The organism is Paenibacillus mangrovi (assembly GCF_022898935.1).
GTDB lineage: Bacteria > Bacillota > Bacilli > Paenibacillales > Paenibacillaceae > Paenibacillus_AQ > Paenibacillus_AQ mangrovi.
This window is the reverse complement of the sequence record NZ_JALIRP010000004.1, coordinates 167,362-186,315: the sequence shown is the minus strand read 5'-3', so window position 1 is coordinate 186,315 and position 18,954 is coordinate 167,362. Positions and strand designations below refer to the sequence as shown.

The 18,954-nt window shown below is 45.2% G+C and carries 19 protein-coding genes and 1 pseudogene; 13 read left to right on the top strand and 7 right to left on the bottom strand.

From position 1 onward, the window contains the following. Positions 1–13 precede the first annotated feature (13 nt). The 4 genes from MUG84_RS11535 (at position 14) to MUG84_RS11520 (ending at position 3,225) form a co-directional block, all read left to right on the top strand. Positions 14–454 carry a PaaI family thioesterase gene (locus MUG84_RS11535; protein WP_244725165.1) on the top strand — a complete coding sequence of 147 codons (441 nt, stop codon included), beginning with the start codon at positions 14–16 and terminating at the stop codon, positions 452–454. Positions 455–478: 24 nt separating this feature from the next. Continuing rightward, the gene (locus tag MUG84_RS11530) at positions 479–802 is read left to right on the top strand and encodes an SCP2 sterol-binding domain-containing protein (protein ID WP_244725164.1); all 324 of its coding nucleotides are present in this window, start codon (positions 479–481) and stop codon (positions 800–802) included. A 277-nt stretch (positions 803–1,079) separates the two neighbouring features. Continuing rightward, positions 1,080–1,736, top strand: a complete 657-nt coding sequence (locus MUG84_RS11525; RefSeq protein WP_244725163.1) for a TetR/AcrR family transcriptional regulator — start codon at positions 1,080–1,082, stop codon at positions 1,734–1,736. A gap of 109 nt (positions 1,737–1,845) precedes the next feature. Next, complete coding sequence (locus tag MUG84_RS11520; RefSeq protein WP_244725162.1) at positions 1,846–3,225, top strand: serine hydrolase domain-containing protein; 1,380 nt, start codon at positions 1,846–1,848, stop codon at positions 3,223–3,225. Positions 3,226–3,365: 140 nt separating this feature from the next. Here MUG84_RS11520 and MUG84_RS11515 read toward each other — a convergent pair whose 3' ends face one another. After that, entirely contained in the window at positions 3,366–4,238 is an 873-nt protein-coding gene (locus MUG84_RS11515) for an aminoglycoside 6-adenylyltransferase (RefSeq protein ID WP_244725161.1), read from the bottom strand. Continuing rightward, entirely contained in the window at positions 4,239–5,093 is an 855-nt protein-coding gene (locus MUG84_RS11510) for an SDR family oxidoreductase (protein ID WP_244725160.1), read from the bottom strand. A gap of 201 nt (positions 5,094–5,294) precedes the next feature. Here MUG84_RS11510 and MUG84_RS11505 point away from each other — a divergent pair, with 201 nt between their 5' ends. The 8 genes from MUG84_RS11505 to MUG84_RS11470 all read left to right on the top strand — a co-directional run bounded on the left by MUG84_RS11505 (position 5,295) and on the right by MUG84_RS11470 (position 14,205). Next, positions 5,295–5,618, top strand: a complete 324-nt coding sequence (locus MUG84_RS11505) for a 2Fe-2S iron-sulfur cluster-binding protein (RefSeq protein ID WP_244725159.1) — start codon at positions 5,295–5,297, stop codon at positions 5,616–5,618. A gap of 232 nt (positions 5,619–5,850) precedes the next feature. Then, positions 5,851–7,098 (top strand): MFS transporter, encoded by a 1,248-nt coding sequence (locus tag MUG84_RS11500; protein ID WP_244725158.1) that lies wholly within the window; start codon positions 5,851–5,853, stop codon positions 7,096–7,098. A 262-nt stretch (positions 7,099–7,360) separates the two neighbouring features. Then, positions 7,361–8,080, top strand: a complete 720-nt coding sequence (locus tag MUG84_RS11495; RefSeq protein WP_244725157.1) for a YebC/PmpR family DNA-binding transcriptional regulator — start codon at positions 7,361–7,363, stop codon at positions 8,078–8,080. Between the two features lie 48 nt (positions 8,081–8,128). After that, positions 8,129–8,725 carry a LacI family DNA-binding transcriptional regulator gene (locus MUG84_RS11490; RefSeq protein WP_244725156.1) on the top strand — a complete coding sequence of 199 codons (597 nt, stop codon included), beginning with the start codon at positions 8,129–8,131 and terminating at the stop codon, positions 8,723–8,725. A 640-nt stretch (positions 8,726–9,365) separates the two neighbouring features. Further along, the gene (locus MUG84_RS11485; RefSeq protein ID WP_244725472.1) at positions 9,366–10,265 is read left to right on the top strand and encodes an ABC transporter permease; all 900 of its coding nucleotides are present in this window, start codon (positions 9,366–9,368) and stop codon (positions 10,263–10,265) included. A gap of 12 nt (positions 10,266–10,277) precedes the next feature. Beyond that, on the top strand, positions 10,278–11,162 hold the full coding sequence (locus MUG84_RS11480) for a carbohydrate ABC transporter permease (protein WP_244725155.1): 885 nt from the start codon (positions 10,278–10,280) through the stop codon (positions 11,160–11,162). A gap of 39 nt (positions 11,163–11,201) precedes the next feature. Beyond that, entirely contained in the window at positions 11,202–12,827 is a 1,626-nt protein-coding gene (locus MUG84_RS11475; RefSeq protein ID WP_244725154.1) for an extracellular solute-binding protein, read from the top strand. A 106-nt stretch (positions 12,828–12,933) separates the two neighbouring features. Beyond that, positions 12,934–14,205, top strand: a complete 1,272-nt coding sequence (locus MUG84_RS11470) for a Gfo/Idh/MocA family protein (RefSeq protein WP_244725153.1) — start codon at positions 12,934–12,936, stop codon at positions 14,203–14,205. Positions 14,206–14,285: 80 nt separating this feature from the next. Here MUG84_RS11470 and MUG84_RS11465 read toward each other — a convergent pair whose 3' ends face one another. Together MUG84_RS11465 and MUG84_RS11460 are read right to left on the bottom strand one after the other, a co-directional pair. Continuing rightward, complete coding sequence (locus MUG84_RS11465; protein ID WP_244725152.1) at positions 14,286–14,594, bottom strand: hypothetical protein; 309 nt, start codon at positions 14,592–14,594, stop codon at positions 14,286–14,288. A 20-nt stretch (positions 14,595–14,614) separates the two neighbouring features. Beyond that, entirely contained in the window at positions 14,615–14,848 is a 234-nt protein-coding gene (locus MUG84_RS11460; RefSeq protein WP_244725151.1) for a hypothetical protein, read from the bottom strand. A 113-nt stretch (positions 14,849–14,961) separates the two neighbouring features. Between MUG84_RS11460 and MUG84_RS11455 the strand changes: the two are divergent. Further along, positions 14,962–15,338: pseudogene (locus MUG84_RS11455) on the top strand (fructose-bisphosphatase class II); the annotation flags it as partial. Between the two features lie 53 nt (positions 15,339–15,391). Here MUG84_RS11455 and MUG84_RS11450 read toward each other — a convergent pair. Genes MUG84_RS11450 through MUG84_RS11440 form a run of 3 tightly spaced genes read right to left on the bottom strand, consistent with a single transcriptional unit; the run spans position 15,392 to position 18,690 of the window. Further along, positions 15,392–16,396: a phosphotransferase gene (locus MUG84_RS11450; RefSeq protein WP_244725150.1), complete on the bottom strand. Its 1,005-nt coding sequence runs from the start codon at positions 16,394–16,396 to the stop codon at positions 15,392–15,394. Continuing rightward, on the bottom strand, positions 16,393–17,529 hold the full coding sequence (locus MUG84_RS11445; RefSeq protein ID WP_244725149.1) for a glycosyltransferase family 4 protein: 1,137 nt from the start codon (positions 17,527–17,529) through the stop codon (positions 16,393–16,395). The genes MUG84_RS11450 and MUG84_RS11445 overlap by 4 nt, the downstream gene beginning before the upstream one ends. Positions 17,530–17,589: 60 nt before the next feature. Next, positions 17,590–18,690: a glycosyltransferase gene (locus tag MUG84_RS11440; RefSeq protein ID WP_244725148.1), complete on the bottom strand. Its 1,101-nt coding sequence runs from the start codon at positions 18,688–18,690 to the stop codon at positions 17,590–17,592. Between the last annotated feature and the right edge of the window lie 264 nt (positions 18,691–18,954).

The following is an 18,954-nucleotide window of genomic DNA, read 5'->3' as shown; positions in this document are numbered from 1 at the left end:
GGAGTGTAAACATATGGATCACGTATCCGGCGGTAATTTTCCAGATCTGGAGCGCCTGGAACGGGCAGCAAAGAATACCTTCTGGGACTTTATCGGCTGCGAAATTGTCGAGATCAACGAAAAACAAGTTGTCGTCGCATTTGATATTCAGCCACATCATCTGAACCTGATCGGGATTCTGCACGGAGGAATGCATGCATCAGTCATTGATTCCGCAATGGGAATTATCGTGATGCTTGCAAGACCTGGTGTTAGCGTCGTCACTGTAGGGCTAAATATGAACTACGTGGCACCGTCATCCGAAGGGCGTGTACTGGTGACGGCGGAGCTGATTCACAGTTCCCGCAAGCTGATTACAGCCCAAGCATTCGCCCGCAAAGAAAACGGGGATCTGCTGGCTTTCGGTACAGGAACGTTCCGTGTGCTGGAAAAACCGATACCGGGATATGAATGAGACTGATGATGAAGGAGGACTTGTATGACCATTAAGGAGGAGCTTCAGCAGCTTGCAGACAAGATGAATGCCAGGCCGGAGCCGATCGAAACGCTGAATGCGGTCTACCAGTTTAACATCGGTGATGTCGGCACATATCAGGTTGCTTTTAAGAATGCCAAAGCGGTTGTATTTGAAGAAGCTTCAGGGGCAGCCGACTGCACGTTAACACTATCGGAAAAGAATTTTCACAAGCTGCTCGAGAACGATTTGAACACAACGATGGCATTTATGACCGGGTCACTGAAGGTCGAAGGTAAGATCGGACTCGCGCTTAAGCTGCAGGAGATATTGAAACAGTACATGTAACGGTGTTTTGATGAAAAGTAAATCATCGATACCCTGCTTTCTTCGCATTGAATCGACATGCCTAGACAACATCTCTTTGAACGATTGAGGGTAAGGGATGACGTAGTAGCATTTTAAGCTCCTCTTCCGTAGATAAATAGGGGAGCTTCTTTGCAGTTTTTGGAAGCATCTTGGACAGTTTCCTTACTGAAGCCCCAAAACTCTCTGATTGACAACTTCAAAGGAATTCTTTATCTTATAAACATACCAACCGAATGTATGAAAGGAAGACGTATTGATGGCAAGGAATAAATATCCAGAAGAAACACTAAACCAGATTCTCAGCGTTTCGCTAAACCTGTTTATAAAAAAAGGCATTGAAAACACATCTATACAGGATATCATCGAGGGGCTCGGCGGGCTTACGAAAGGGGCAATTTATCATCATTTCAAGTCAAAGGAAGATATCATCATTGCGGTTCTCAATCAACTTTACAAAGACGTTGAAGATAGATTGGTTGCTGTCCGGGATGACAAGGGATTAAATGGTCTTGAGAAGCTTCGTCAAATAATCCGGGTCTCTTTAAATCATGATCCTGCACAACTGGAGATGATGTCCACGGCGCCAAATCTCTTGAAAAATCCAAAGATGTTGGCAGCCCAACTACAAAGCGTAATTGAGGATGCTGTGCCCATTTATATACAGCCTATCATTGAACAAGGGGTATTAGATGGGTCTATCAAAACAAACTATCCCAAGGAGCTTAGTGAGACAGTGATGCTTCTCAGTAACTTATGGCTAAGCCCCATGATTTTCGAAGCCTCACCCGAGGATATGGTTCGTAGGTGCCGCTTCTTCCAGGAATTATTAAATGGAATAGGGATTGACCTGTTAGATGAGCAAATGATTGAGCGATATGAGGAGTTTTATCGTTCTTATAGCGAGAAGCATTAAAAGTTAGGTTTATGCATCTTCTCTGATTATAACTGCCTTAAAAGGCAGATCTTTTTTAGCTATTATCATACCTTTGGTTGGTATCTATAAAACAATGGAGGAAATCGATATGGAAAATACGACGAAAACCTTCAACCTAGATCATTGGCAAAAGAGACTAGATGGGCTGCGAACAACCTACCACGTACCAGGTGCGTCTCTAGCGGTGCTCATTAATGGGGAAATTCACGAGTTAGCCAGTGGACTGCTGCATAGGGGGACAGGCGTGGAAGCAACGACGGATTCGTTGTTCCAGGTCGGTTCAATTACTAAAGTGTATACGGCTACACTGGTGATGCAGCTGGTCGATTCGGGAGAGCTAGATATAAACGCAACAGTGAAGGATATACTACCGGAGCTTGTTGTCCCCGGAACCGAAGCGATAACGATACGTCAATTACTCAATCACACTAGCGGTATGACTAGTGATTTTATGATCGACACCGGTCGCGGCGATGACTGCTTAGCCCGTTACATCGAGGCCTGCGAGGAACTGAGACTGGAAAGCTCACCCGGGACGGTCGTTTCGTACAGCAGCGTGGGATACAACGTGTTGGGCCGTATCGTCGAGGTCGTAACGGGCCAGTCTTGGGACGATGTCTTAAGAGACCGACTCCTCGTTCCACTCGGACTAGTCGGTACGGTAACGTTGCCTGAGGAAGTGCTGCGGTTTCGGGCGGCGATGGGGCACTTGGCAGGCGGGAATGGTCAAGATCCGGAACCAGCGCCATTCTGGAACCTATTGCCACGTTCGTCTGGTCCCAGCGGCGGAGCTTTGTGCGCTACGGCTGCCGACCTCGTTCGGTTGGCTCAGATGTATCTCAAAGGCGGCGTTGCGCCGGACGGTACTCGAGTGTTGACTTCTGAGACGGTCGCCGACATGCATCGATTGGAGGCCGAAACTCCTGACAAGTGGACATCTCACAACGAAGGATGGGGGCTTGGTTGGATGATTTACGACTGGAACGGTGTCCCTGTGTTTGGACACGATGGTGCCACAATCGGACAGAATGGGTATTTGCGTATTGTCCCAGGTCGCGGCGTAGCCGTTGCCTTGTTGACCAACGGTGGGAGCACGGATTTGCTTCAGTCGATTCTATTTCGGGAACTGTTCGAAGAATTGGCCGAAACAAGAATGCCTGACGCTGCCTTTGAACCGGTGATGCAGTCGCCTATGGTTGATATCACGCCGTTCGTTGGCATTTACAAGCGTCAAGGAGTCGTCATGACCGTCACGAATCACAACGGAACACTCCATTTGAGATACGAAATCTTCGACGGAAGGCAAGCCCCCCCTCCGCCGATGGAAATCATCCTTATCCCCGTGTCGGAGTCGGTGTATGCCGGGGTGGGCGCCAGCGAGGACTTGATACCTGTGGTTTTCTCCACACTGACAGACGGTTCAGTATATTGCTACATCGGCATGCGCGCTGCACCGAAAATAACGTAATACGGGTGGTGTAAGCTCCGCTGGTACTATCTAAAAAGCCCATTTTCTCAAGGATAAGTCAGAGAAATTGGGCTTTATATTATAATTTATTGCATTTACAATTCACAACATTAATTATGTTTTGACTCGAAAAATAACAATCAAAAAATTTCAACTGCGTCAGCCGGAAGCGCATGGACATGCTTCAAATACGCAGTCACCCGCTCATCATCCTGATGAGGATATTCAAACTCGAAATGCTTAGCGACAAACAGAGCGCAGCTGCGGAAAAGCAGGCACATGTCGAACAAAGCCTTCCATACATTTTCATAGCTTCCATCGGGATAGGTCGAGAGGAGTTCATTCCAGTTCTGTTCTGTCATATACTGCTGCAGATATTTTCCGTTCTTGCCCGTGCTCACCGAGAAATCGGTTTGGATGCCAACCTGCCACTCCAGCATTTTGATCAGCATCGGTCTCATAATATTTTGCAAATGATGCTGTGCATATAGAATTTCGTTTCTCCATAATCCTTTGGCCACATACGTGGAGACCCACCAAAATTCATTGCAGCAGTCGGCAAAAAACGCAGCGGATGGTCGCTGAACCCAATACTTCTCATCGGAAGGCGACGCAATTTCAGGAAGATTTTGATCCTTGTCGAGCAGAATGACGGTCAGCTTATCCTCTTGACAGTAGATCTCTTTTTCCTCAATGGGGACCAACATCAGATCAATCCGGTTGCCGTCTGTAAAAAGCATTAAATACGTAAAGCGGCCACCAAGCGATGCAGGGAATAAGTCCATATTCTCCGGTGTTTGCATGATGATCCGGTCTCCGAACACATCCACCCACTGCGGATCTTGAATAAAAGAATCCATTTCGGACACCAGGTAGACGATATCATAATCCTGAAACGGATCGACAGGCGCATTTGGATTGGTGCGCGATCCGTTCATGGCGACGGCTCGAATCCGTTCATCTTTTTTCGCAACATTTAGAACTAAATCCATCATTTCTTGCTTCGTTCTCATTTATTTTCCTTTCCGGGTCATTTGGGCGAGGACATCCCACTGCTCATCGGTCACTTGCCTTAAGTCGTTGAATTGCCCAGCTCCTTGAAGCCATTCCCCGCCATCGATCGTGACCACTTCTCCGTTAATGTAAGCTGCATAATCGGAGATCAGGAAGGCCGCGAGATTGGCAAGCTCATCTTTGTCTCCAACCCGTTTGAGCGGAATCCGGTCCATCATTTTCTCTTCCAGTTCAGGGGTAGGAGAGAGCCTTGACCACGCACCTTCGGTCGGAAAAGGACCTGGAGCAATCGCTACCTGACGGATACCATATTTAGCCCATTCGACCGCCAGGGAGCGGGTGAGAGAGAGGACGCCGGCTTTTGCGGCCGCAGAGGGCACGACATAACCTGATCCGCTGGATGCGTAGGTCGTCACGATGTTCAGCATGGTTCCTGGCCGCTTTTGTTCAATCCAGCGTTTTCCTACTTCAAGGGTAGCATAGAAGGTGCCGTGCAGTACAATATTGAGGACGGCGTCGACGGCCCGGTGCGACAGCCTTTCGGTCGGACTGATAAAATTGCCGGCAGCGTTGTTGACGAGGATATCTAGACCACCGTAATGCGATTCAACGGCATCAACAAGCTCGGAGATCTGGTCGGGATCGCGCACGTCACAAGGCTTGTAGAAGACGCTGTAACCGTTTGCAGAAAGCTCGCTGGTTGTTTGCTTCAATACCTCTTCCCGGCGCCCAGTAATCGCTAGTTTTGCCCCTAGATTCAGAAATTTCTCCCCCATTGCACGTCCCAGCCCGGTTGCTCCTCCCGTAATCAATACGACCTTATCGTTTAGCAAATCACTTGAAAATGGCTCCATGTGACAACCTCCCTGATATGTGGACTGGAAATAAATAGTATCTGATTTAACTATAATCGAATAAAAGATAAGTGTATAGCATGGTGATCCATAACCGCCTGAGATAAATTCTTTTCATATGACCAAAGCGATGAGCTTGAACTTTCAGCTGTCTTTAGGTAATAATGATTGTTGATGATATGAAAGGAGGGAAAAAACAATATGCCAACAATTCTTGTTGAGGGCAGAGGCCCGATTGAGATCGAAGAGGGTAAGAAGCTGGTGCTTGCTCTGGAAGATAACGGAGTAGATATTTTGCACCGCTGCGGCGGCAATGCAAGATGCACGACCTGCCGTGTTGAAATTCTGGAAGGCGATGCCGGTCCTAAGGGAGCAGCAGAAGCTGAAATTCTGGAGAAAAAGGGGATTACGGAGCCTAACATCCGTCTGTCCTGTCAGATCCGCGTACATAGTGACCTTACCGTAAAGCCGGTAATGACCGTATCCGAAACGGGTATGGATGCGGGGAACAGACCCGAAGAATAATTCATACGCACGCAAGAAAACAAAAAAGCGGCAGCCGCTCTTAAACATGAGCAGGTGTGCCGCTTTTTGCGTTTTATTTTACTCCATGATTTACAAGAAAACGTTTATTCCACATAATAAAAAATGGAAGCAAATCAAATGAGTTAACGAAAATAATATTATGTAAACTATTTGAATGATTATATTCACTGTTTGTGAGGTAGAACGGAAACATCAAGAAATGAGGTGCAAGATGAAAGAATGGAACAAATCCGCTTTACTTATTTTTGGCATCGGTTTTTCCAATCTGGGTAACTGGATTTATTTTGTGGCCATTAATCTGCTCATCATTCATATGACAGGCTCCGCAGCTGCGGTGGCGGGTTATTTCGTCGTCAGACCGGTAGCGATGCTCCTCACCAATCTGTGGTCCGGCAGCATTATTGACCGCGTGAATGTGCGCAAGCTGATGATCGGCGTCGATGTCATCCGAGGGCTGCTAATTGCTCTGATTCCATGGCTGCCTTCGATTTGGATGATATACGCCGTTACATTCCTGATCAGCGTCTTAAGTTCCTTTTTTGGCCCGGCTTCGAACGTTTACATTACCAAGCTTGTACCGGTAAGCAGCCGGCAGCGCTTTAACTCGATCATGAGCATGACGAATTCAGGCGCTTTTTTGCTGGGACCCGCTATTTCGGGAGTGTTAATTAACCTGACCAATACAACCTTCAGCATTCTTTTTAATGCGGCCAGCTTCCTGGTCTGCGCGTGTCTTATCTACTTATTGCCCAATGTAGACGAAGATCGTAAGGAAAAAAGCGAACCGGTCCGACTACGTACCATGGTGGAAGATTGGCGCATCGTACTCCAATTCACGAAAAACTCTACATACTTCTTTATGTTATTCATTCTCATCCAGATCGCGATGCTGATCGGTTTCTCCATCGACTCACAAGAAGCGACATACATCAAGATGCATATGAAGCTGTCCGAAAAAGACTATGGCAATCTGCTCAGTTTGACAGGGGTTGGTTCGCTTGCAGGCTCCTTTCTCGCGACGCTGCTGTCCAAAAAATGTTCCTACCGCCTGTTTATCAGCGCAGGGCTAACGGTTACCGCAGTATGTTATTTTTGGTTTTATGCATCATCGGGCTTTTTGTCAGCTACGGCGGCTTTTATGCTTTTAGGATTTTGCATGTCGTTTGCCAGCTCGGGTTATTCGACTTTTTTCCAAAAGCATGTGCCTTCGTCGATAATGGGCCGATTCGGAAGTATGTCTGACATGATGCAGGGCATCATTACGATTGTACTGACACTCTTGGTCGGCGTTCTTTCGGAGATATTCTCCGTTCAGTCCGTGTGCTTGATTGCTGCAGGAGCAGGCATTGCCGTGTGTGTGATACTATCCCTCAAAGCCTTCTCGGATAAAGGAACCCGCTTCTTCCAGTCAAAAGAGGATGCCGTCTTTACAAATAACAGAGTGGACCTCGGCACATAGTTAATAACATTAAATATAAACACTATAAACAACCTTCCTGAATGTTCGGTTGGTTGTTTTTTGTTGCTTCATGTCTTCCAGATAAATCTCCTTTCTGTGATCCTTCCTCATAAAACTTGTTCAACCGCATATTTCGAGCTATAATATACCAGTGTATTTAGGCGCGATCAAGAAAATAGTAGGCCAAATTGAGCAGCCATTTTCTTGATCGCGCCTTATAAGACCGAAGTATAGAATCAATAGCGAAAGAGAGCGGAAAAGTATGGGGCGTAAGTGGAATAATATCAAGGAAAAGAAAGCATCGAAAGACGCAAATACAAGTCGTGTATATGCCAAGTTTGGCCGCGAAATCTACGTGGTTGCCAAGCAAGGCGAGCCGGATCCGGAATCCAACCGTGCACTGAAGGTCGTTCTGGAACGCGCAAAAACATACAATGTGCCTAAAGCGATCATTGACCGCGCATTGGAAAAAGCGAGAGGCAACTCCGATGAAATCTATGACGAACTTCGTTACGAAGGCTTTGGACCTAACGGTTCGATGATCATCGTTGACGCGTTGACGAATAACGTTAACCGTACGGCTTCCGAAGTGCGTTCGACCTTCAGCAAAAATGGCGGAAATCTCGGAGTAAGCGGCTCTGTGTCGTATATGTTCGACCAAGCGGCCGTTATTGGCGTTGAAGGCAAAACAGCCGACGAAGTGCTTGAGCTGATGATGGAAGCGGACGTTGACGTACGTGATATCGTGGAAGAGGATGAAGCGGTTATCGTCTATGCGGAGCCGGATCAATTCCAAGCGGTTCAGGATGCATTTAAAGGTGCAGGTGTTACGGAGTTTACCGTTGCCGAGATCACGATGCTGGCCCAAAACAATGTGACTATTCCTGAAGACGTACAAGCACAGTTCGAGAAGTTGATCGACACACTCGAGGATCTGGAAGACGTTCAGCAGGTTTATCACAACGTTGAATTTGAAGATTAATAACATCTTGTTCTTCAACTAAATATCTATCATGAAGGAGCTGCAGACTTGAACTGCAGCTCCTTTTTCTATTGGGGCTCCAAAGGGAAAAATACGGACCGTCCGGTGAATGAGGAAACGAAGCGGAAGATCATGGATGCAGCAATTGAGCTGGGATACCGGATTCAGAAGGATTCCGGAACTGGATACATGTCCAAGAATCCCTTCAAGCACATTGCATGTGTGGTCCCGCAGCATTTAATTGAGAACCATCCGTATTTTACCGAGGTACTTGCAGGATTTCACGACCGGATGAACGAACTTGGATATCCTTCGGCAATCGTGCGTACTTCGGATGAGGTGAGTGATTCTGATCGGATCAAAACGCTGATTAGGAATGAAGAAATACAAGGCGTTGCGCTAATAAGCTGGTATGATCAGGAAATGATAGAGCTGCTTGAAAAAGAAAACGTTGCTGTACTAGGCGTCAATTGGAATGATGAAAGGTTATCCGTACCTGTTGTCGACTGCGACCGTATTTTCTCGGCCCGGTCAGCCGTTCATCATCTGATTGAACAAGGACATGAGCGAATTGGTTTTATTGGAGGCCCCGCCTATTCGAGAAAGATGGATAACGATGAGCGTGATGATCCGGGAATCTACTAGCTTTGTAAGAAAATAACAGAAGAAATTCCGATTCAAAAGAGAGCCTGAATTCGTTATGGATGTCAGGTTTTTGCATTTTTTATCTATTTCTGTGAAATCCAAGCCAAAACAAATCGCAAAATATTGTTTGACAATCCAAATATCCCTATATTATGATGAGAAAAATTAATCAAGTTTTGGCATGTATATCCAAATATTTGGATGGGAGCTATATTTGGTTTGTTTATTTAGCAACTTTTGATTGCGCTTACAAAAACTCTGAATTACTGTTATCATGACATTTCACATTTAACTCTACACTAAACTTCACGTACCCATCACTTTCAACACACCTCATAGATCCGCCCAATCTTACACACGATCCCAATCAAACATTTTCCGAAAAGCTACCACGCGTTTTACTAAACCAAACTTATTTGGTTTTCATTTGTTTGTCATGAACCTTTACATAGAATCAATGACTTCAAGACAAATTATCGCTTTAATGCGGATGGGAGGGAATACGTTAATTTCATAAAGTCGCAAAAGTTATTGATGAAGCTGCATCTATGTCCTATCCAAAAAAGGGGGATTCAACGTGGCTAATGCCAAAGTATCTGCGCTTGCCGGTACCAGACCGGAAGCCAAGCGAGACTCCAAGTTGAAATGGAGCCGCATTTCACGTAATTGGCAGTTATACTTGCTTATTTTCCCGGTCGTCGCATATTACATTCTTTTTCACTATGTACCGATGTACGGTATTCAAATTGCGTTTAAGGACTTTATCGCGACCAAAGGGATTACAGGAAGTCCTTGGGTTGGCACTGAGCATTTCGAGCGTTTTTTTCACAGCTACTTTTTCTGGCGACTAATCAAAAACACATTGGGGCTCGGCCTTTATAGTCTTGCTTTAGGTTTTCCGATCCCGATCGTGCTGGCACTGCTGATGAATGAGGCCAAATCGGCCAAATTCAAAAAATTCGTCCAGACCGTCACCTATGCGCCGCACTTTCTGTCCACCGTCGTCGTTGTTGGCATGATGATGATTTTCCTGTCACCCCGTTACGGGATGGTCAACCATTTGATCACCATGTTTGGAGGTCAACCGATCAACTTCATGGCAGAACCAGCGTGGTTTAAATCCCTTTATGTATTCTCGGATGTATGGCAGACGATGGGCTGGAGCTCGATCATCTATTTAGCCGCTTTGGCTGGCATTGATAATCAGCTGCATGAAGCGGCACGTGTGGATGGAGCTGGCCGACTGCGGCGGATTTGGCATATTAACTTGCCGGGCATCCGCCCGACGATTATCATCCTGCTCATTCTCAATCTTGGGAGCATCATGGGAGTTGGATTTGAAAAGGTGCTCCTGATGCAAAACAATCTAAACATGGAAACCTCGGATATTATTGCAACTTATGTATACCGCGCAGGCATACAAGGGGCCGAATACAGCTTCTCTGCTGCCATTGGATTGTTTAATTCCGTCATTAATTTCATTTTGCTGATTACCGTTAACTGGGTGTCAAAACGCGTGAGTGAAACAAGTCTATGGTGAGGAGGAAGAGGCATGCTGCTGGAGTCCCGTGGAGACCGCATTTTCAATGTTTCGATCTATATTATTCTTAGTCTGGTTACCGTTATCGTGCTTTACCCGCTCATATTCGTACTCAGTGCTTCTTTTAGTGATCCACAGACTGTACTTCGCGGAGAGATGCTACTCTGGCCAAAAGGATTCAACCTAAACTCTTACGCTAAGATATTTCAGAATCATGATATTCTCATCGGTTACTCTAACACGATCTTATATACCTTGATCGGGACCTTGATTAATCTCGTGATGACGATCATAGGTGCGTATCCACTGTCGCGGAAGGATTTCGTGGGACGGAACGCGATCATGGCGCTATTTGTATTTACGATGTTCTTCGGAGGCGGCTTGATCCCGACTTATCTGCTCATCAAAGATCTTGGTATGCTGAACTCCTTCTGGGTTATGGTCATCCCGAACGCCGTATCGATCTGGAACATTATCATCATGCGCACCTTCTTTCAGCAGTCCATTCCTTATGAGCTGCAGGAGGCGGCGACGATCGACGGCTGCTCCAACATTAAGATTTTGACCCGTATTATTTTACCGCTGTCGATGCCGATTATTGCGGTTATGATTCTCTTTTATGCTGTAGCCCACTGGAACGCGTTCTTTAGTGCCCTGCTATATCTCTCGGATAAGAACAAGTTCCCGCTTCAGCTGATCCTGCGTGAAATTCTGATCCAGGGACAGACGAACGATATGGTGAAAATGTCGACCGAGTCGGCGATCAAACAGCAGCGGGAAGTAGAAGGCATTAAATATGCGGTGTTGGTTGTAGCGAATATTCCGGTTCTGATCCTGTATCCATTCCTACAAAGATATTTTGTCAAAGGTGTAATGATTGGTGCCATCAAAGGGTAGCCCTTGTATGGATAAATTGAGACAAAGGGAGGACGTAAGATGAAGGGGAATAAAAGGGGGAAAATGCTGCTGGCCTGTATGGTTACGATTACCGTTCTGGCGGGATGCAGCTCAGGTAAGTCGGCTGATACAGGTGGTGGCGGGGCCAAGGAGGCTACAGAAGCCAAGATCAATGCAACCGGTTATCCGATCGTGAACGAAAGCATTACGGTATCGGCCTTTGCGGGCAAGTTTTTTGCAAATGCGGATTGGAACAACATCAGATTGTGGACTGACTATGAGAAAAAGACCAATATCCATGTCAAATGGGATACGGTACAGACAGATACGCTGAAAGAAAAACGAAACTTGCTCCTCGCCGGTAACGATTATCCGGAAATGTTTTACGCTTCGGCGTTTTCCCGGACGGATTTGCTCAAATACGGCAAACAGGGAGCATTTATCCCACTAAACGATCTCATCGACAAATATGCGCCCAACTTCAAGGCAGTGATGGAAAAATACCCGATTATCGCCAAGGGCATTACGATGCCGGATGGTAATATCTATGGCTTGCCGACCATTTATGATCCGGAATTCAAATCGGTTTTATACGGAACGCCATGGGTGAAGCAGGAATGGCTGGATAAGCTGGGTCTCAAGCAGCCAGAGACGCTGGACGATCTTTACAACATGTTGAAGGCGTTTAAGGAAAACGATCCGAACGGCAACGGCCAGAAGGATGAAATCGCTTGGGGAGCTGTTGGTACGGACGGTCTCCTCAGCTATTTGAGAGGTTCGTTCGGATTAAATAATCACGGTACCGCGAATATCAACGTGGACACCGATCCTACGACAGGCAAGGTGCGGTTTGTTCCGACGGATCCACACTACAAGGAACTGCTTCAGTTCGTGAATAAGCTATATAAAGACGGGCTGCTGGAACAGGATATCGTATCGGTCAAGAGTACAGAAGTTGATTCGAAAGGGATGCAGGGACTTCTTGGCGTGTCCGACAGTGTTGATCCGGTGGCTATATACAATCAGAAAGGATACGTAGGACTTCCAGTATTAAAAGGTCCCCATGGCGATCAGAGTTTTAACGCTTACGGTTCTCCACTTGGCAACATCGGCATGTTCGTTCTGACGGATAAGGCGAAGCATCCGGAAGCGATGATACGGTGGATGGATTACTTCTACAGCGATGAGGGCATCAAGCTGTTCTTTATGGGCTGGAAGGATGAAACCTACAAAGAAGATGCTAACGGCAATGTCGACTATACGGATGAAATTAAAAATAACCCGAATGGACTTAATTTGGATCAGGCGATCGGACAATATCTCATTTGGCCAGGCGGCTATTATCCGGGATTCGTCAAGCAACAGTTTTTCAAAGGAGCCGAAGGCCTGCCTACCTCCGTCGAGAATGCCAAGAAAGCCGAGCCTTACGTACTGCCTCAGGATCAGGTCTGGCCGGCATTCAACTTCACGCAGGATGAACAAAGCGAGTTGACGACCATTAAAACGGATATCGATTCGTATGTCATGGAAATGAAAGACAAGTTCATTACGGGCAATGAATCATTTGATAATTGGGATAAATATGTGGATGCACTGCAGAAGATGGGCGTAGATCGCTACGTGGCCATTTATCAATCGGCAGCGGAGCGATATGTCAAACCTTAATGAATTCTGATTGTTAAACATCAAAGAGCATTCAAACAAGCACGAGTCTCGAAGTCTACCGAAGCACCCTGTAGGAGACCATTCTAATAAAGGTAGGGAGAAGTACATGAACCAACTTAAGGCAGTCGTAATCGGAGCGGGAGCAAGAGGAGGAAGTTATGCCAACTACGCTCTGGATTATCCGCATGAGCTTGAAATTGTTGCTGTTGCCGAGTCTGACCCGGTACGCCGGGAAAGATTTGCTGAAAAGCACAACATCCCTCAGGAGCGGTGTTATGAATCCTGGGAGCCGCTGCTGCAAGAGCCGCAAATGGCAGATATCGCTATCATTTGTACGCAGGATCAGATGCACTTTGGTCCAACGATGCAAGCATTAAAGCAGAAATACCACGTAATGCTGGAGAAACCGATGTCACCATCGCCTGCGGAGTGTATCGAGATGGAGAGAATGGCCCAGGATCAGGATCGTCTGTTGACGATCTGCCATGTACTGAGATATACGTCGTTTTGGAGTACGATCAAGAAAGTGATCCAGGAAGGGCGTATCGGCGAAATCGTATCGATCCAATTAAACGAAAATGTCGGCTACTGGCATATTGCCCACAGCTTCGTTCGCGGAAACTGGAATAATTCCGATACCTCCAGTCCGATGATTTTGGCTAAATCGTGCCATGACATGGATATTCTCTCCTGGTTGATGGACCGTTCATGTCTTCGGGTCAGCTCATTTGGTTCCTTGAAGCATTTCCATGAAGGAAATGCGCCTGCTGGCTCCGCAAACCGCTGCCTGGAGTGTGCCGTGGAGCCAACTTGTGCGTACTCTGCTCCACGTTTTTATCTGAGTGATGATTTCAAGGGCTGGGCCCGTCATTTTACACCTGAACTGACAAAACCTAATATTATTAAAGGGCTGCAGGAGACGGACTATGGCCGCTGCGTGTATCGAAGCGATAATAACGTCGTCGACCATCAGGTGGTGAACATGGAGTTTGAAGGCGGTGCGACGGCCATGTTCAGCATGTGCGGATTCACATTTGAGCAGGAACGTAGAATCCAAATCATGGGCACTCAAGGAGAACTGCGTGGTGAAGGGGACCACATTACGTTGTATGATTTTTTAACACATCAAAAGACTACCATTGAGATCCCTGTTCAGACTAGCGGACACGGCGGCGGCGACAGCGGCATTGTCCGGGACTTCCTGAACCAGGTGCGCGATAATAACGGTCTAGAGAGCCTAACTTCAGCAGCTGCATCCGTCCGCAGCCACATGATTGCTTTTGCCGCGGAAAGCTCCCGTCTGAGCGGAGGGCAAGCGATTGAACTGAATGAATTTATGAGCCGGTGGTCACCTGCCGAGACTATTTCAGGGGAATAGACCCATTAACTATTGAAATTTTGAAAAGATCTGTTTTCTTCCCATTAAGGAAAGAGGACAGATCTTTTTTTGCCGAGTGATTAGTCCAGTACATTCATGGTTTCAATATGTTCTCTTGTTTCGCCCGTGCCAAGCTTGTAGAGCAGCTGGTAAATATCCTTTACGTCACGTGCGTACATATCGTTATCATAGTCATAATGCTCGGGAATGCCGGGGTAATGCATACGGAAATAGGTTTCCATATCAAAATGATACATAGAGCTAAATATATCACGAAGCTGATTGGCTTCTTCAGGGGTAGCTTCAATGACAAGTTCATAAGCCGCCTCATCTTGACGTTCCATAATAGTTCTGGACTGTACGGACACATAATATTTCTTTTTATCCAAAGACAAACACTCCTAACGAATTAAGTTAGTCCTTTTACATCCATATACCACCAGAGCAGGCCACCAATGAGGACTAAAATGGGGAAGGCCAAATAGAGAATAACAATGGCATTAGCCATTAACGGATGCTTGGCGACTGTAGGATGAATATGATCTTTGCTATGTTTTGCTTGTTCACGCATGATGGACACGGACATGAATACTGAGATTGCGCATGCAATTACAGCAATAATGATCAATATGGTATAGATCAAGTTGATTTCTCCCTTGTCAATCGTTTTAATTAATTCATATGATTTACCTGTAAGATAAAATTATTCATGTGCGGTGTTGGTGGGTGCACTGGTACTACACTGGGAAAAGTTATGGTGAAAAAGTATGCAATCGCCGCGGACCTCGAGTGGAATCGCCGTGGATCCTTTAGAAGGAACCGAAACGGTGGCAAGCGGGCTAAACAATGCCATCTCCGTAATTGCTGCGGCTCCGGAAGGGGTTTTGGCCGCTGCTGCACTCAAATGTATGGGCGGGGAAATGCAGGGACGTCATCTGCCAGATGGTCTGGAAGAAACGGAACGCTGCATCCGAATGGGGATTTCCAACCCAAGCCAACTGCTGTATATGGACGATATGGTAGGCGGGGACAGTGTCTTTTTCGTAGCAACAGGCGTAACACCAGGAGGACTTCTGCAGATCATCAGCTTCTTGCACACCATTCATAAAATAGAGATTTCAAGTGAGATTTTGACGGAAGCAGCGATGTAAGTGAATTTTGTGGGGTATTAATGAACTACCGACCTCTAATGCCCTGCATTCTTGGAGCTATTTCGCACGGCATATTTATCAAGTTTTTTTAGAAAAGGACCGATCCTTCTTTCGGATTTCAGTGCCCATTGTAACCTGCTTTGTGTCAATGGAAATCTCTTAAAAGAGGATAGCACTAAATAAGTAGAAAATGGAAACCGCAGCCAGACTCGAATAAGTTTGTAATCGTCCATATTCAGTTGAGAAACTTGACGGTATCCATCCAGAATAGCGGCAGCTATCGAAAAATCCCATTCATAATCTTTGCATGAATTATAAATGACCCTATATAAATCGTAAGCTCGCAAATTGACATGCAAAGTTTCAAAGTCGATAAGGTAAGTGCCTTTATCATTTAGAATAAAATTGCTTGGACCGCCGTCCCCATGGCACAATACTTTCATATGACGCGGATTACGGCGGAAGGTATAATATCCACTATTTTGCAGTAGAGTTTTCGCCGAGATTGAATAACCTATGATCTCCGGTCCGTTTTTTTTGATAAATTGGCTAATTGGCAAACTATATCTGTTTTTTTTCGCTTTTGAAATCTTGTTTTTTATAGAACGTTCCCAGGAACTAAATGTTGAATACCATGTTCCAATCTCACTATTATCGAATGTTCCCATAAGATTAGCACGACCTGCCTTGTGAAAGCGTGCTAAGGCGATACCACAAGCTTGCATATCTTTTAGAGAGTGAGGAGATGGTTTTCTTCCTGAGATCCAAGGAGTTAGTACAAAAAGCTCTCCTTTTGGTGAAATTGCATGCGGTTTGTGTCCTTCAGGTGTTTGTGGATTTCGCCATGCCAGGTGTGAACCTTTTCGCCGGACTCTCAGCAAACTTTGATCAATCCATCGAAATCGAGCAACCTGTTTTGGCATCCGCTTTAAACTGAACGTATTACCATCCGTAGTAACAATTCGATATATTCCTTTTTGTATTTTCTTTTGCTTGCTTACTTTCACCCCAAATTGTTTAGCAATACTGGGTACGTTCATTTTATTTTCTCCTTCATAAGGCTTGTAAATAATGACTTATATTTACCAGAGATAGCCGGCCATTTATATTGAGTAGCAGTAGTTCTGGCATTGATCATCCTTCTCTTGGATTGTGAAGGATGATCCCAAAATTCCTTGATCGCCCGGGCTATACTCACACTATTTACGGCATGAATGATTTGGGCATTTCCCTTGTTCACGAATTCCTTTAATCCTCCCGATCGTGTAGCAACAAGCGGAACACCATTTGCCATCGCTTCCAAGGCGACCAGACAGAACGATTCTGTTTTGCTTGGAACAATAACGGCACCATAAGAAGCATACATCTCTTGAATCGTTTTATACGGACTGCTTTTAACCCAGCGAATTCGTTTTGTGATACCAACTTGCCTTGCTAAAGACCGTAGTTTTTGCTGATAGCTTTTTGTTCCACTACCAACAATCGTCAAATGAACACTTTTATGTTCATTCGATAATAGCGCGATCGCTTTAAGTAATGACTCAATTCCTTTGGAAGGAATTAGTCTCCCAGCGTAAAGCAATTTAGTCGGAGCACCATTTGACTTCTTCGATACCGGTTTTACGCCGTGTGGGATGACTGTAATTTTATTACTGGCAGCATCTGGATAATGCTTTCTAATGGCATCCGCCAGCCAATGGCTCGGAACGATGATTCGTTTTGCGATTCGAACCAACTTTGTTTGATTTTTCCCACTTGGTGAAGATAGGCTTTGAGATGCGATTGAGTGACACGAATAGACAATAGGAATGCCAAACTGATCTCTGGCTTTTTTTGCGGTGTTGGCAAATTCAGTACTATGCACATGAATGAGATCTGGTTTAGTATAACCCATTCTTGACGCAACACGAATGATAGCGTCTGCATTGAAGGAATTTTGGGTGCGATTGAAGTATTGCGAATTATTAGGAAATCTCAGAATACGCAAATTGCGATTCGGGTTCGATATCGTCAATCGGTTGGAATTACCAGAGCACAGAACCGTGACTTTCATACCTGCCTTACTTAATGTCCTCGTCAAATGAGTGGCGACGATCCCCAATCCTCCGATGATTTTAGGTTCAAACTCATAAGACATGACCCATACTTTAAGTTGTTTGGTTTCTTCTTTCATTGGTTCCCTCCTAAATTCATAACGCGACGAACTGGGTTGGAAAAGAATCATTCTTGATTTTCAATGTGACGGCATAACCTCCTTATATAATTGGAGTAACCGAAAACCAACGTTATTAATGGAAAATTGACGCTTAACTGTTTTAATGCCATCTTTCCCAAATTCCCTGGCTCTGTTTGGATCACTTAACAGTTTGTTTATATCAGTTGAAAGCTTTTCGGTTGAGATAGGCGCGACTGCTCCATGATCACCGAAGTGGTATTGAATCATCTGATTAATATTTTTCTGGTGAACAATACCACAGTATCCTGCAACGCCTGCAGAAATAACGGGTTTTGAACAAGCCATAGCTTCAAGTGCAACACGCCCTGTTCCTATAACGACATCTGCGGTATAGTAGGCGTTTTGGATGCTAGACATTGGAGGACGAATGATGACAGCTCTTCGACCAAGACGATGATTGACTGTAGCCGCAAGCTGAATCAGGTTTGAACGACAGGGTCCCGGACCAACTAGAATAGCTATAAATTTATCGTTTTTTTTAGCGATACGTTCAGCTGCTTGGATCACGTTTTTGGCTATAGGATATTTATCAGGCGAGAATCTTCCAGCATATACAACAATTTGAGCAGAGGATGGTAAAAGAAGAGACTTTCTCCAGTGGTTTTTATTCAATGAAGGACGAAATATTGCTGTATCAATCCCATTAGGGATCACCCGGATCTTGTTCTTAGGGATTTTCTTACTAGCCAACCAATGGGAGAGATTAGGAGATACCACAATTATACGTTTTGATGTTCTTGCCGCAGCTAATAAGGCATTCTGACGATGATAAGTTCCATGTACTGTAATGATCAAAGGAATGTTATGCTGTCGAGATAAGGCTGCTGCTAGTGTAAATGAGTTGGAATCATGGGCGTGGATTAGATTGTAACTTTTTTTAGCTATGATCAAGGACAAAAAGGATACCTGTTTCAATTTATTTCCTGTTGGCAAAATATGAAGCGAAATCCCCGCTCTTTTAAATGAGTCTGCAAGCGGTCCTTTATGAGCTGCAACACCCACTCGAATCCCATGTGTCAGTAGAATTTGGGATATAGAAAGAATATATTTTTCGGTCCCCCCAATATTCAACCGTGATACCAACATTAAAATGTTCATATTTCACCTTCCAAAATTAAGGACTTGCGTTAGTCCTGATATAAGACGGCTAAACGCTTTCTATGATTTAAATCTATAAATTGCTGGACGTGGGGTACTTTACACTATGAAGTTTTTTTACTCATTTCTTTTAATCCCTCCTGACTTATCTAGATTTCCATTTCATATTCTATGTATTTTTCTTTGTGCCCGAGAAGGTAATCGTACTAATTCATACAAATGGACCTTTCTCTCAGGCATACTTGTCATCAAAAAAAGAATCCG

Coding starts and splice junctions, on each gene's coding strand:
- MUG84_RS11535 (WP_244725165.1), top strand. CDS start 14: ATGGATCACGTATCCGGCGGTAATTTTCCAGATCTGGAGCGCCTGGAA.
- MUG84_RS11530 (WP_244725164.1), top strand. CDS start 479: ATGACCATTAAGGAGGAGCTTCAGCAGCTTGCAGACAAGATGAATGCC.
- MUG84_RS11525 (WP_244725163.1), top strand. CDS start 1,080: ATGGCAAGGAATAAATATCCAGAAGAAACACTAAACCAGATTCTCAGC.
- MUG84_RS11520 (WP_244725162.1), top strand. CDS start 1,846: ATGGAAAATACGACGAAAACCTTCAACCTAGATCATTGGCAAAAGAGA.
- MUG84_RS11515 (WP_244725161.1), bottom strand. CDS start 4,238: ATGAGAACGAAGCAAGAAATGATGGATTTAGTTCTAAATGTTGCGAAA.
- MUG84_RS11510 (WP_244725160.1), bottom strand. CDS start 5,093: ATGGAGCCATTTTCAAGTGATTTGCTAAACGATAAGGTCGTATTGATT.
- MUG84_RS11505 (WP_244725159.1), top strand. CDS start 5,295: ATGCCAACAATTCTTGTTGAGGGCAGAGGCCCGATTGAGATCGAAGAG.
- MUG84_RS11500 (WP_244725158.1), top strand. CDS start 5,851: ATGAAAGAATGGAACAAATCCGCTTTACTTATTTTTGGCATCGGTTTT.
- MUG84_RS11495 (WP_244725157.1), top strand. CDS start 7,361: ATGGGGCGTAAGTGGAATAATATCAAGGAAAAGAAAGCATCGAAAGAC.
- MUG84_RS11480 (WP_244725155.1), top strand. CDS start 10,278: ATGCTGCTGGAGTCCCGTGGAGACCGCATTTTCAATGTTTCGATCTAT.
- MUG84_RS11475 (WP_244725154.1), top strand. CDS start 11,202: ATGAAGGGGAATAAAAGGGGGAAAATGCTGCTGGCCTGTATGGTTACG.
- MUG84_RS11470 (WP_244725153.1), top strand. CDS start 12,934: ATGAACCAACTTAAGGCAGTCGTAATCGGAGCGGGAGCAAGAGGAGGA.
- MUG84_RS11450 (WP_244725150.1), bottom strand. CDS start 16,396: ATGAACGTACCCAGTATTGCTAAACAATTTGGGGTGAAAGTAAGCAAG.
- MUG84_RS11445 (WP_244725149.1), bottom strand. CDS start 17,529: ATGAAAGAAGAAACCAAACAACTTAAAGTATGGGTCATGTCTTATGAG.
- MUG84_RS11440 (WP_244725148.1), bottom strand. CDS start 18,690: ATGAACATTTTAATGTTGGTATCACGGTTGAATATTGGGGGGACCGAA.